Annotated in this window: 12 protein-coding genes; all 12 read left to right on the plus strand. The window is 69.0% G+C overall.

The features are described 5' to 3' along the window. Window positions 1–154 precede the first annotated feature (154 nt). Window positions 155–1,081 (plus strand): competence protein ComA, encoded by a 927-nt coding sequence (locus G3N61_RS16335; protein ID WP_089449761.1) that lies wholly within the window; start codon window positions 155–157, stop codon window positions 1,079–1,081. Next, window positions 1,078–1,686, plus strand: coding sequence for a fimbrial protein (locus tag G3N61_RS16340; RefSeq protein ID WP_244911949.1), 609 nt, complete (start codon window positions 1,078–1,080; stop codon window positions 1,684–1,686). Before G3N61_RS16335 ends, G3N61_RS16340 begins: the two co-directional genes overlap by 4 nt. Continuing rightward, the gene (locus G3N61_RS16345) at window positions 1,683–2,549 is read left to right on the plus strand and encodes a pilus assembly protein (RefSeq protein ID WP_205823023.1); all 867 of its coding nucleotides are present in this window, start codon (window positions 1,683–1,685) and stop codon (window positions 2,547–2,549) included. Before G3N61_RS16340 ends, G3N61_RS16345 begins: the two co-directional genes overlap by 4 nt. Next, window positions 2,546–4,180: a type IV pilus secretin PilQ gene (gene pilQ / locus G3N61_RS16350; protein ID WP_205823025.1), complete on the plus strand. Its 1,635-nt coding sequence runs from the start codon at window positions 2,546–2,548 to the stop codon at window positions 4,178–4,180. The genes G3N61_RS16345 and pilQ overlap by 4 nt, the downstream gene beginning before the upstream one ends. A gap of 40 nt (window positions 4,181–4,220) precedes the next feature. Beyond that, window positions 4,221–4,775: a shikimate kinase gene (locus G3N61_RS16355; RefSeq protein WP_043191824.1), complete on the plus strand. Its 555-nt coding sequence runs from the start codon at window positions 4,221–4,223 to the stop codon at window positions 4,773–4,775. After that, a complete protein-coding gene (gene aroB / locus G3N61_RS16360; protein ID WP_205823027.1) occupies window positions 4,772–5,851 on the plus strand; it encodes a 3-dehydroquinate synthase in 1,080 nt (359 codons plus the stop codon). Before G3N61_RS16355 ends, aroB begins: the two co-directional genes overlap by 4 nt. Before the next feature lie 65 nt (window positions 5,852–5,916). Then, the gene (locus G3N61_RS16365) at window positions 5,917–7,101 is read left to right on the plus strand and encodes a deoxyguanosinetriphosphate triphosphohydrolase (RefSeq protein WP_230624516.1); all 1,185 of its coding nucleotides are present in this window, start codon (window positions 5,917–5,919) and stop codon (window positions 7,099–7,101) included. Between the two features lie 90 nt (window positions 7,102–7,191). Further along, window positions 7,192–8,526: a sn-glycerol-3-phosphate ABC transporter substrate-binding protein UgpB gene (ugpB, locus tag G3N61_RS16370; RefSeq protein ID WP_043191817.1), complete on the plus strand. Its 1,335-nt coding sequence runs from the start codon at window positions 7,192–7,194 to the stop codon at window positions 8,524–8,526. Window positions 8,527–8,628: 102 nt separating this feature from the next. Next, window positions 8,629–9,513 carry a sn-glycerol-3-phosphate ABC transporter permease UgpA gene (ugpA, locus tag G3N61_RS16375; protein WP_175024564.1) on the plus strand — a complete coding sequence of 295 codons (885 nt, stop codon included), beginning with the start codon at window positions 8,629–8,631 and terminating at the stop codon, window positions 9,511–9,513. Next, window positions 9,510–10,355, plus strand: a complete 846-nt coding sequence (ugpE, locus tag G3N61_RS16380) for a sn-glycerol-3-phosphate ABC transporter permease UgpE (RefSeq protein ID WP_043191812.1) — start codon at window positions 9,510–9,512, stop codon at window positions 10,353–10,355. The genes ugpA and ugpE overlap by 4 nt, the downstream gene beginning before the upstream one ends. Before the next feature lie 32 nt (window positions 10,356–10,387). After that, window positions 10,388–11,473, plus strand: coding sequence for a sn-glycerol-3-phosphate import ATP-binding protein UgpC (locus G3N61_RS16385; protein WP_205823029.1), 1,086 nt, complete (start codon window positions 10,388–10,390; stop codon window positions 11,471–11,473). A 28-nt stretch (window positions 11,474–11,501) separates the two neighbouring features. Further along, window positions 11,502–12,272 (plus strand): glycerophosphodiester phosphodiesterase, encoded by a 771-nt coding sequence (ugpQ, locus tag G3N61_RS16390; protein ID WP_205823031.1) that lies wholly within the window; start codon window positions 11,502–11,504, stop codon window positions 12,270–12,272. Window positions 12,273–12,314 lie beyond the last annotated feature (42 nt).

Below are 12,314 nucleotides of genomic sequence, written 5' to 3' on the forward strand. Positions count from 1 at the left end.
GCGCAGCTGCGGGTTGGCGTGCTTCCAGCATAGCCCGCGCACGGCCGTCGCGAGCGGATACTGGCCGTTAGGCCGACTGTCGGCCGCACGCGCCGTTTTGCAGAATCAGGTCTCGGAAACGCGGCGTGGGCCGCGACGATCTCGGGAGGCTGCGATGGCAGGACGATGGGGAGCGCGGTTTGCGCGGGGCGGGCACCGGTCGACGGGAATCGACGTCGGTTCGGACGAGGTGAGGGTGGTCGTGCTGAGCCGGCGCGGACGGGGCGCGGAGGTGTGCGTCGAGGGGCTCGAGCGGGAGCCGGTCGGGTTGGCGGGCGGGCCGGAGGATGCGCGCTGGGCGGCGGTCGCGCGTGCGCTGGCTGCAGCCGTGTCGAGGCTGTCGGCGGCCGACGTGCGGTGCGATGCGCGCGGGGTGATGGCGTTGCACGATGACGAGATGCGCACCGCGACGCTCGATCTGGCCGGGCGGGACGACATCCCGGACGCCGCGCGGCAGGCGGCCGAACGCATCTCGGGGCTGGCGCCGGACAGCCTCGCGTTCGACTGGCGGCAGGATGGCGGCGCGGAGGCGGGCGAGATCGAGGTTGCCGTGGCCCCGCTGGCGCTGCTCGAGCGCCGGATCGACGTGGCTGCGCAGGCCGGTGTCGACCTGACGGTGGTCGACGGCGAGTCGGCCGCCGCGCTGCGGGCGTTGCGCTACGCCGCGCAATTCGAACCCGACGCGCAGGCGGGCCCCTACGCGGCGCTCTGGTTCCACGACTCGGGCATGCACGGCTGGCGAATCGACGGCCCGTTGGCCGTGCCGGTGCTGACGCTGTCCGGCGCCGTGCCGGGGGCGTTTTCCGATGCATTGCGCCGGCGCGCGCTCGGGGCCGTGCATTGCGTACTCGTGGCCGGGGACGAGCGGTGTATCGCCCGCTTCGATACGTCCGTCGCCGAGATTGGCGACGTGCTCGGCGCGGTTGCGATGTCGTTCGACTGTACGGGCTGGAGCGGGCAGCCATGCCTGCCCGCCGGCATGCCGGGCGGTCCGGCGCTGGCTGTCGCATTCGGGCTGGCATTGCGCGGGGTGTGGGAGTGACGGTCTATCGCGCGGAGCAGGGCGGCTTCAACCTGCTGCCGTATCGCGAGCGGCTGGCGCAGGCGTTGCGGCGTCGTCGGGCCGCGCAGTGCGGCATGGCGATTCTGTTCGGCGTGCTTGGCGCCGGCCTGTGGACGGGCGCCGCTACCGGGGCGCGGTGGCGGGTGGATGCCGAGCGCGCAAGCGTGGAGGCGCGGCTGCGGCAGTTGCAGCCGCAGGTGGGTGCTGCGACGCGCGCCGCCAACGCAGCGGCTGTTGCCGCGCAGCGCGACGCGCAGGCGGCTGAGCTTGCCGAGCCTTACCGGCACGTCGCGGGGCTGCTGGCCACACTCGCACAGGTGGGCGACGGCACCGTCCGGCTCGACGCGCTGCGCACGACGTCGGCCGGTGCCGTGCTCGATGCGCGTGCCGCGAGCTACCCGGCGGCGGCGCGATGGCTCGCGGCGATGGCGCGCGAGCAGCGTGGCTGGCGGGTCGATATCGATGCGTTGAAGCCTGCTGCGGATGCGCCGGTCGCGACGGGCGGGATGCCGTTCCGGTTCTCGGTCCAGTTGCGCTGGCACGACGCGCTGCCGTCCCGGAAAGCGTCGGGAGGTGGCGCATGACGGCGCTCGTGCATCGGCCCGCACTGCACGGCGGCAGGTGGCTCGGCGGCATGCGGCGCGTGTCGCCGGCGGCTACGCACATCGCAGGCTGCGTGGTCGCGTTCGCGGCCGTGCTGGCGGGCGGCATTCATCTGGCGAATGCCGCTGACTGGAGCGGGCTTGCGCACGGCCGCGCATTGCTGGCAGCGGCGCAGATGCGTGAGGCCGACGCGCAGCGTGTCCTGGCAGCCGCTGTACGGCAACGGGACGTGTATCCGGCGGCGGCACACGGCGATCGCTTGTCGCGCGAGCCGGAATGGGCTGCGTTGATGCTGGAACTGGCAGATCGCGCCGCGTCGAGCGGGATGCACGACGTATCGATCGAACCGCTGCGTGCCGATGGTGCCGCGCAGGACGGCCGGCGCACGGTGCGCATCGTCGCGGATGGCGGCTTTCGCGCGCTGCTGCAGATGGTCGGCGGGCTGGCGCGTTTCCCGGTGCTGGCGGTGCCGACCGCGCTGCGTGTCGAACGGGGAAAGGCGGCGGCGCGCGTGGAAATGTCTGTCGACGTGTTTCCGGGGTTACCGGCGGCGACGTCTACGGCTGGGGAGGTGCCGGTTCTGGCTGACGCACCTGGCGCCGATCCGTTCGGCGTCACCGGCACGTCTGACGCGGAGGGGGCGGCTGCCCGCCTGGCCGGCACGATTCGCGACGGGCGCGCCGGACTCGCGCTGTTCGACGACGGTGACGGCGCGTTCGCGGCCGTGGTGCCCGGCGAAGCCCTCGGGGCCGCGCGGGTGGTGCGAGTCGATCCGGTCGCCGTGACGCTCGCGACGGCGGACGGCGCGTACCGCGTCACCCTGGACGACGGGAGGCGGCCATGATGAAGCATGGATGTCGGGCCCTCGCCGTCTGTGCCGGCTTGACGGCGGCCGGCGCAAGCGCCTCGTTGCCGCCGCTGCCGGCCGTCTGGCCTGCCGCTGCATCGGTGGACATGCCGGTGCCTGGCCTGCCGCTGCCCCAAGGTACGGTGGACGGTGCGGACAGCACCGTATCGGCGGAGGCCGGCCCGCGGCCGTTCGATCAGGCGGCTCGCGCGGCGCTTCAGGTGGAGGCCGCCACTCCGGCAACCGGGCTGGAGGGGCCGCCAATCCCGTTGGCGCCGCCGGCCCGGATCGGCGACGCCGCGGCACGGCAACCCGGCGATGCAGACGACGCGCGGCGGATCTCGCTGAATCTGCAGGGCGCGGGGCTCGCGGCCGCGTTCGACGCGTTCGCGCGGTTCACCGGGCTCAATATCGTCGTCGGTGAACAGGTGCGCGGCACCGTCACGTTACGTCTGAACAATGTGCGCTGGCGCGATGCCTTCGACACGCTGCTGGACACGCACGGGCTCGCGATGTCCCGGCGAGGCAACGTGATATGGGTCACGCCGGCGGCCGAGCTGGCCGCGCGCGAACGCGAGCGCTTCGAAATGCACGCGCGGGCCGCCGATCTGGAGCCGCTCGCGAGCCGTACGTTCGCGCTGCACTACCCGCGCGCGCAGGACGTGCAACGGCTGCTGGCCGGCGCGACGGGCCAGCGCCTGCTGTCGAAGCGTGGCGCCGCGGCGGCCGATCCGCGTACGAACCTGCTGTTCGTCACCGATCTCGCGCTGCGTCTCGACCAGATCGCGAGCCTGATCGATGCGATCGACCGGCCGTCGCGGCAGGTCCGGATCGAGGCCCGCATCGTCGAGGGCGAGCAGGGTTTTTCGCGCAACCTCGGCGCTCGCGTTGCGCTGCGGGCGCAGGAGAGGCCGCCATCGGGCGAGAGCGCCACGTTCACGGCCGGCGCGCGCAACGCGCTCGACCTTGCTGCGCGGCCGCTCAGCGGCTTCGAAGCGGCAACCGCGGGCTTCACGTTGTTCGCCGCGCCGCTCAGCCGCGTGCTCGACGTCGAACTGAGCGCGCTCGAGGCGCAGGGGCGGGGTCAGATCGTTTCGCGGCCGCGCGTGGTGACCGCCGATCGCGTCAAGGCCATCGTCGAACAGGGGGCGGAGCTGCCGTACCAGGCGAAGGTCGGCAACGGCGTGAGCGGCGTGCAGTTCCGCCGGGCGACGCTCAAGCTCGAGGTCGAGCCGCAGATCACGCCGGACGGGCGCGTGGTGCTCGACCTGGACGTGACGAAGGACAGCGTCGGCGAGCCGACGGCGGCCGGCCCGGCGATTCACACGAAGCATGTCCAGACGCGCGTCGAGGTCGAGAACGGCGGGACGGTCGCGATCGGCGGGATCTATGAGCAACTGAATCGGAACGATGTGACGCGCGTGCCGCTCTTGGGCAAAATACCGTTTCTGGGCGCACTTTTCCGGCACCGCGCGCAGCGCGACCAGCGCAACGAACTGGTCGTCTTCATCACGCCGACCGTCGTCGATGCGCGCTGCGATGCGCGCGGCGCGGGCAGCGCGGATGTCGGAAAAACAGGGCCGGAAGCCGCCGGCGCAGGCTCGACAAGGCAGCCGCTTTGCCAGTAAGCTGCGCCACACACCAGCAAGATTGAAGCAGAGGAAGCCGTTGCAAGCGCGGGACCCACATGCAAACGTATTTTTCGTCGGCCTTATGGGAGCGGGTAAGACCACCGTGGGCCGTGCGGTCGCGCGTCGTCTCGACAGGACGTTCTTCGACTCCGACCACGAAATCGAGGCCCGCACGGGCGCGCGCATTCCGGTGATCTTCGAGATGGAGGGCGAGGCCGGGTTTCGCGATCGCGAAACGCAGGTGATCGCCGAGCTCACGCAGCGCGAGAACATCGTGCTCGCGACGGGCGGCGGCGCGGTGCTGCGCCCGGAAAATCGCGACTACCTGAAAAACAGCGGCATCGTCGTCTACCTGCGCGCCAATCCGCACGATCTGTGGCTGCGCACGCGCAAGGACAAGAACCGCCCGCTGCTGCAGACCGAAGATCCGAAGGGGCGTCTCGAAGCGCTGTACGAAGTGCGCGACCCGCTGTACCGCGAATGCGCGGATTTCGTCATCGAGACCGGCCGTCCGTCGGTCAACGGTCTCGTCAACATGGTGCTGATGCAACTCGAACTGGCCGGCGTCATCGCCAAGCCGCTACAAGCATGATTACTGTCAACGTCGATCTGGGCGACCGCGCCTATCCGATTCACATTGGCGCCGGCCTGATCGGCCGCGCCGAGCTGTTCGCCCCGCACATCAAGGGTTCGTCCGTCACGATCGTCACGAACACGACGGTCGATCCGCTCTACGGCGATGCACTGCGCGCGGCGCTTGCACCGCTCGGCAAGCGCGTGTCGACGGTCGTGCTGCCGGACGGCGAGGCGTACAAGAACTGGGAAACGCTGAACCTGATCTTCGACGGCCTGCTGACCGACCGCGCGGACCGCAAGACGACGCTCGTCGCGCTCGGCGGCGGCGTGATCGGTGACATGACGGGCTTTGCCGCTGCGTGCTACATGCGCGGCGTGCCGTTCATCCAGGTGCCGACGACGCTGCTGTCGCAGGTCGATTCGTCGGTCGGCGGCAAGACGGGCATCAACCACCCGCTCGGCAAGAACATGATCGGCGCGTTCTACCAGCCGCAGGCCGTGATCGCGGACATCGGCGCGCTGACGACCCTGCCCGACCGCGAGCTGGCGGCCGGCGTCGCCGAGGTCATCAAGACCGGCGCGATCGCCGACGCGGAATTCTTCGACTGGATCGAGGCGAACGTCGACGCGCTGAACCGTCGCGACCCGGCTGCGCTCGCACACGCGGTGAAGCGCTCGTGCGAGATCAAGGCGAGCGTGGTGGCGGCCGACGAGCGCGAAGGCGGCCTGCGCGCGATCCTGAACTTCGGCCACACGTTCGGTCACGCGATCGAGGCCGGGCTCGGCTACGGCGAATGGCTGCACGGCGAGGCGGTCGGCTGCGGGATGGTAATGGCGGGCGACCTGTCGGTGCGGCTCGGCCTGCTCGACGAAGCGTCGCGGCAGCGCCTCGATGCGGCGATCGCGGCCGCGCACCTGCCGACCCGCGGGCCCGCGCTCGGCGACGCGCGCTACATGGACCTGATGCGCGTCGACAAGAAGGCCGAGGCCGGCGCGATCAAGTTCATCCTGCTGAAGCGATTCGGCGATACGCTGATCACGCAGGCGCCGGACGAAGCCGTGTTCGCTACACTGGCACAGACGACCCGCTAACGGCGGCCCGGATGCCCCGGCGCCCCTGACATGGAGGAGACGTGAGCGAGACATCCAGCAGCACACTGCACGAAGCCGGTAGCGCATCCACTGCGCCGGTGGCCGAGCCGCCGACACTGGCGGCGCTGGAAGCCCATCTCGCTCCGTATGCCGCTCACGCATCGCAGTCGCGCGGCCGTCGCCATCCGGAAACACCGCCGGCGGCGCGCACCGAATTCCAGCGCGATCGCGACCGCATCGTTCATTCGACCGCATTTCGCCGGCTCGAATACAAGACGCAAGTCTTCGTCAATCACGAAGGCGACCTGTTCCGCACACGCCTCACGCACAGCCTCGAAGTCGCGCAGATCGCACGCTCGGTCGCGCGCAACCTGCGCCTGAACGAGGATCTCGTCGAGGCCATCTCGCTAGCGCACGACCTCGGCCACACGCCGTTCGGCCATGCAGGGCAGGACGCGCTGAATGCCTGCATGCGCGAGCACGGCGGCTTCGAGCACAACCTGCAGAGCCTGGCGGTCGTCGACGAGCTCGAGGAGCATTACGGCGCGTTCAACGGGCTGAACCTGTGCTTCGAGACGCGCGAAGGCATTCTGAAGCACTGCTCGCGCGAGAATGCGCGCAAGCTCGGCGCGCTCGGCGAGCGCTTCCTGCAGGGCCGCCAGCCGTCGCTCGAAGCGCAGCTTGCCAACATCGCGGACGAGATCGCCTACAACAACCACGACGTCGACGACGGCCTGCGTTCCGGCCTGATCACGATCGAACAGCTCGCGGAAGTCGAGCTGTGGCAGCGCCACTACGAGGCGGCGCTCGCCGAATTTCCGCACCTCGAAGGCCGCCGTCTCGTGCACGAGACGGTGCGCCGCATCATCAACACGCTGATCGTCGACCTGATCGACGAGACGACGCGCAACCTCGCGCGCGTCGCGCCCGCGTCGCTCGACGACGTGCGCGCCGCGCCGCCGCTCGTGTCGCACAGCGAAACGGTCGCCGCCCAGGCGGCCGCCCTCAAGCGCTTCCTCTTCAAGAACCTCTATCGCCACTACAAGGTGATGCGCATGGCGAGCAAGGCGCAACGCGTCGTCACCGGGTTGTTCGATGCGTTCATCGACGATCCGCGCCTGCTGCCGCCGCCATACCAGTCCGACGATGCCGCGCAGCAGCCGCGTCTCGTCGCGCACTACATCGCCGGCATGACCGACCGCTTCGCGCTGAAGGAGTACCAGCGCCTGTTCGTCATCAGCGACAACTGACTGTCACAAACGATCACTAGACTTCGCCGGTTCAATGGCGATGGGAATGTTGCACACGCTGTTGGTAACGTTTTCATAGGAGAGAGATCGATGAAGAAGAAGCCTGCGGGGACCATGGTTCGTTCGATCGCGCTCGGCGGCGCGCTGATGTTCGGCGCGCAGCACGTGGCGTTCGCCGCGACGGAGATCCAGTTCTGGCACGCGATGGAGGCCGCGCTCGGCGAGCGGGTCAACGCGATCGCCGACCAGTTCAACGCGTCGCAGAGCGACTACAAGATCGTGCCGGTCTTCAAGGGCACCTACGACCAGGCGCTCGCGGCCGGCATCGCCGCCTATCGCAGCGGCAACGCGCCGGCGATCCTCCAGGTCTATGAAGTCGGCACGGCCACGATGATGCAGGCGAAGAAGGCCGTCGTGCCCGTCTACGACGTGTTCAAGCAGGCCGGCGTGCCGCTCGACGAAAAGGCGTTCGTGCCGACCATCGCGAGCTACTACAGCGACGCGAAGACGGGCCATCTCGTGTCGATGCCGTTCAACAGTTCGACGCCGGTGCTGTACTACAACAAGGACGCGTTCAAGAAGGCCGGGCTCGATCCGAACCAGCCGCCGAAGACGTGGGCCGACGTGCAGACCGATGCCGAGAAGCTGCGCAAGTCGGGGATGGCGTGCGGCTTCACGACCGGCTGGCAAGGCTGGATCCAGCTCGAGAACTACAGCGCATGGCACGGGCTGCCGTTCGCGAGCCGCAACAACGGCTTTGACGGTAACGACGCGGTGCTCGAATTCAACAAGCCGCAGCAGATCGCGCACGTCGCGTTCCTGCAGCAGATGGCGAAGGACGGCACGTTCACGTACGCGGGCCGCAAGGATGAAGCGTCGGCGAAGTTCTACAGCGGCGACTGCGGGATCATGACGACGTCGTCGGGCGCGCTCGCGAACGTGCAGAAGTTCGCGAAGTTCAGCTACGGCACGGGCATGATGCCGTACGACGCGAACGTGAAGGGCGCACCGCAGAACGCGATCATCGGCGGCGCGAGCCTGTGGGTGCTGGCCGGCAAGGATCCGGCGACCTACAAGGGCGTCGCGAAATTCCTCGCGTACCTGGCCTCGCCGGCCGTCGCCGCGAAGTGGCATCAGGACACGGGCTACCTGCCGGTCACCACGGCCGCGTACGACCTGACGCGCCAGCAGGGCTTCTACGCGAAGAACCCGAGCGCCGAAACCGCGATCAAGCAGATGCTGAACAAGCCGCCGCTGCCGTACACGAAGGGGCTGCGCCTCGGCAACATGCCGCAGATCCGCACGGTGGTCGACGAGGAATTCGAGCAGGTCTGGGCGCAGAAGAAGTCGCCGAAGGATGCGCTCGATTCCGCAGCTTCGCGCGGCGACGAACTGCTGCGCCGCTTCGAGAAGTCGGGCGGCTGAGCCCGCATCGCACCGTGTCGCCGGCCGCATCGCATCCTGTACGGATGCGCGCGCCGGACGGCGGCACGCCCCCTTTCCGTTGCGCCTGACCGGATCTCCGCGATGCAATCCCGTTCCCGTTTCGGCACGAGCCTGTTGCCGTACCTGCTGATCGCACCGCAGCTCGCGATCACCGCCGTGTTCTTCCTGTGGCCGGCCGGCGTCGCGCTGTGGCAGTCGACGCAGATGCAGGACGCGTTCGGCACGTCGAGCGAATTCGTCGGCCTCGCGAACTTCACGCATCTGTTCGCCGATCCGCTGTATCTCGATTCGTTCCGCACGACGCTCGTGTTCAGCTCGCTCGTCACGGTGAGCGGGCTCGTCGTATCGCTGCTGCTCGCCGCGTGCGCCGACCGCGTGATCCGTGGTGCGCGCGTGTACCGCACGCTGCTGATCTGGCCGTATGCGGTCGCGCCGACGATCGCCGCCGTGCTGTGGGCGTTCCTGTTCAATCCGAGCATCGGCCTGATCACCTATGCGCTCGCGAAGAGCGGCATCGTGTGGAACCACGCGCTGAACGGCGGCCAGGCGATGTTCCTGGTCGTGCTCGCGTCGGTGTGGAAGCAGGTGAGCTACAACTTCCTGTTCTTCTACGCGGGCCTGCAGGCGATCCCGCGTTCGCTGATCGAGGCGGCGGCGATCGACGGCGCCGGGCCGGTGCGGCGCTTCTTCAACATCGTGCTGCCGCTGCTGTCGCCCACCAGTTTCTTCCTGCTGGTCGTGAACCTCGTGTACGCCTTCTTCGACACCTTCCCGGTGATCGACGCGGCCACCGGCGGCGGCCCGGCGCAGAGCACCAAGACACTGATCTACAAGATCTTCGCGGAGGGCTTCCAGGGGCTCGACATCGGCAGCTCGGGCGCGCAGTCGGTCGTGCTGATGATCATCGTCGTCGGGCTCACGGTGATCCAGTTCCGCTTCGTCGAACGCAGGGTGCAATACGCATGATCGAGAATCGCAAGGGCTTCGACCTGTTCTGCCACGCTGTGCTGATCGCGGGTGTCGTGCTGATCGTGTTTCCCGTCTACGTCGCGTTCTGCGCGGCGACGATGAACGCGCAGGAAGTGTTCACGGTGCCGCTGTCGCTGATACCGAGCACGCACCTGTTCGAGAACGTCGCGTATATCTGGGGGCACGGCAGCGGCGGCACGACGGCGCCGTTCGGCCGCCTGCTCGTGAACAGCTTCGCGATGGCGCTCGGCATCGCGGTGGGCAAGATCGCGGTGTCGATCCTGTCCGCGTACGCGATCGTGTATTTCCGCTTCCCGTTCCGCAACACGGCGTTCTGGCTGATCTTCGTCACGCTGATGCTGCCGGTCGAGGTGCGGATCTTCCCGACCGTGCAGGTCGTGTCGACGCTGCACCTGACGAACACCTATGCGGGGCTCACGCTGCCGCTGATCGCGTCGGCGACCGCGACGTTCCTGTTCCGCCAGTTCTTCATGACGCTGCCCGACGAGCTGATGGATGCCGCGCGCATCGACGGCGCGGGGCCGCTGCGGTTCTTCTGGGACGTCGTGCTGCCGCTGTCGAAGACGAGTATCGCTGCGCTGTTCGTGATCACGTTCATCTACGGCTGGAACCAGTATCTGTGGCCGATCCTGATCACGACGGAGGCATCGCTGTCGACGGCGGTGGTGGGCATCAAGACGATGATCGCGAGCGGCGACGCCGCGACCGAATGGCAATACGTGATGGCGGCGACGCTGCTGGGGATGATTCCACCGCTCGTCGTCGTGCTGGCGATGCAGCGCTGGTTCGTGCGCGGCCTCGTCGATTCCGAGAAATAAACAACGGACGGTAACCGGGAGAAGGACCAGGTATGGCTGCGTTGAGCTTGAAGGGCGTCAGGAAATCCTACGACGGCAAGCAGCACGTGCTGCACGGCATCGACGTGGAGATCGCCGACGGCGAATTCATCGTGCTGGTCGGCCCGTCGGGCTGCGGCAAGTCGACGTTGCTGCGGATGATCGCGGGGCTCGAGACGGTGACGGATGGCGAGATCGCGATCGGCGAGCGCGTGGTCAACGCGCTGGAGCCGAAGGATCGCGACATCGCGATGGTGTTCCAGAACTATGCGCTGTATCCGCACATGACGGTCGCGCAGAACATGGGCTACGGGCTGAAGATCCGCGGGATCGAGCGCGCGACGATCGACTCGCGGGTGGCCGCGGCCGCGAAGATCCTCGAGCTCGAACCGCTGCTCGCACGGCGGCCGCGCGAGCTGTCGGGCGGCCAGCGGCAGCGCGTCGCGATGGGGCGCGCGATCGTGCGCGAGCCGTCGGTGTTCCTGTTCGACGAGCCGCTGTCGAACCTCGACGCGAAATTGCGCGTGCAGATGCGGCTCGAGATCCAGCGGCTGCATGCGCGGCTTGCGACGACGAGCGTCTACGTGACGCACGACCAGATCGAGGCGATGACGCTCGCGCAGCGCGTGATCGTGATGAACCGCGGCTACGCGGAGCAGATCGGCGCGCCGGTCGACGTGTACGAGAAGCCGGCGACGGTGTTCGTCGCGGGCTTCATTGGCTCGCCCGCGATGAACCTGATGCACGGCCGGCTGTCGGACGACGGCGCGACGTTTGCGGTTGCAGGCGGCGGCCCCGCGCTGCCGGTTGCCGGCGCGCCCGGCATCGGTGCCGCGATCGCCACCGGGCGCGACTGGGTGCTCGGCGTGCGTCCCGAACACATGACGCCGCAGCCGGGCGTCGCGCAGGCGACGCTGCCGGTCGATTCGTGCGAGCTGCTCGGCGCGGACAATCTCGCGCACGGCCGCTGGGGCAATCACGACGTTGCGGTGCGCCTGCCGCACGCAGACCGCCCCGCGCGCGGCACGGCGCTGGCGGCCGCGCTGCCGGCGCACCGGCTGCACTTCTTCGATCCCGAGAGCGGCAAGCGTGCCGCCTGAACCTGCTGCACCTGCCGAGAGACCGACGATGACAACCCGTACCGACTGGCCGTATCCGCGCGTCGTCACCCATCGCGGCGGCGGCACGCTCGCACCGGAGAACACGCTTGCCGCGCTCGACGAAGGCGCGCGCCGTGGCCACCGGATGGTCGAGTTCGACGCGAAGCTGTCGGCCGACGGCGTGACGTTCCTGCTGCACGACGACACGGTCGACCGCACGTCGAACGGTCATGGCTCGGCGGCGGGCATGCGTTATGACGCGCTGGCCGCGCTCGACGCGGGCGCGTGGCTCGACGCGCGCTTCGCGGGCGAGCGGATGCCGACGCTCGAGGCGGCGGCGGCGCGCTGCCTCGCCTACGGGCTGGCCGCCAATGTCGAGATCAAGCCATGCCCGGGGCGCGAGCGCGAGACCGGGCAGCGCGTGGCGGCCGACGCGGCCACGTACTGGCACGATGCCGCGGTCCCGCCGCTGTTGTCGTCGTTCTCGTTCGATGCGCTGCAACAGGCGCGCGCGACGGCGCCGGCGCTGCCGCGCGGGATGCTCTACGAGGCCGTGCCGGACGACTGGCATGCGCAGGTGGTCGGCGCGCTCGGCTGCGTTTCGTTGCATGCAGACCACAAGCGGCTCGACGAATCGCTCGTGCGCGCGATCAAGGCGGCCGGGTTGCGCATCCTGGTTTACACGGTGAACGACCTCGAACGGGCGCGCGAGCTGGCGCGCTGGGGCGTCGATGCGGTCTGCACGGACCGCATCGACCTGATCGCCCCCGCGGCACTGGACGACATCGATATCGCCTGACGGCCGCGACGGCGGCCGGCGCAATCGGTGCCGGGAACGTGC

It is taken from the genome of Burkholderia sp. Ac-20349 (assembly GCF_017104865.1).
Classification (GTDB): domain Bacteria; phylum Pseudomonadota; class Gammaproteobacteria; order Burkholderiales; family Burkholderiaceae; genus Burkholderia; species Burkholderia aenigmatica.

What these genes read in the sequence shown, in the direction of transcription:
- ugpB (WP_043191817.1), top strand. Translation starts at nt 7,192, where the DNA reads ATGAAGAAGAAGCCTGCGGGGACCATGGTTCGTTCGATCGCGCTCGGC.
- ugpQ (WP_205823031.1), top strand. Translation starts at nt 11,502, where the DNA reads ATGACAACCCGTACCGACTGGCCGTATCCGCGCGTCGTCACCCATCGC.
- G3N61_RS16345 (WP_205823023.1), top strand. Translation starts at nt 1,683, where the DNA reads ATGACGGCGCTCGTGCATCGGCCCGCACTGCACGGCGGCAGGTGGCTC.
- G3N61_RS16385 (WP_205823029.1), top strand. Translation starts at nt 10,388, where the DNA reads ATGGCTGCGTTGAGCTTGAAGGGCGTCAGGAAATCCTACGACGGCAAG.
- pilQ (WP_205823025.1), top strand. Translation starts at nt 2,546, where the DNA reads ATGATGAAGCATGGATGTCGGGCCCTCGCCGTCTGTGCCGGCTTGACG.
- aroB (WP_205823027.1), top strand. Translation starts at nt 4,772, where the DNA reads ATGATTACTGTCAACGTCGATCTGGGCGACCGCGCCTATCCGATTCAC.
- ugpE (WP_043191812.1), top strand. Translation starts at nt 9,510, where the DNA reads ATGATCGAGAATCGCAAGGGCTTCGACCTGTTCTGCCACGCTGTGCTG.
- ugpA (WP_175024564.1), top strand. Translation starts at nt 8,629, where the DNA reads ATGCAATCCCGTTCCCGTTTCGGCACGAGCCTGTTGCCGTACCTGCTG.
- G3N61_RS16335 (WP_089449761.1), top strand. Translation starts at nt 155, where the DNA reads ATGGCAGGACGATGGGGAGCGCGGTTTGCGCGGGGCGGGCACCGGTCG.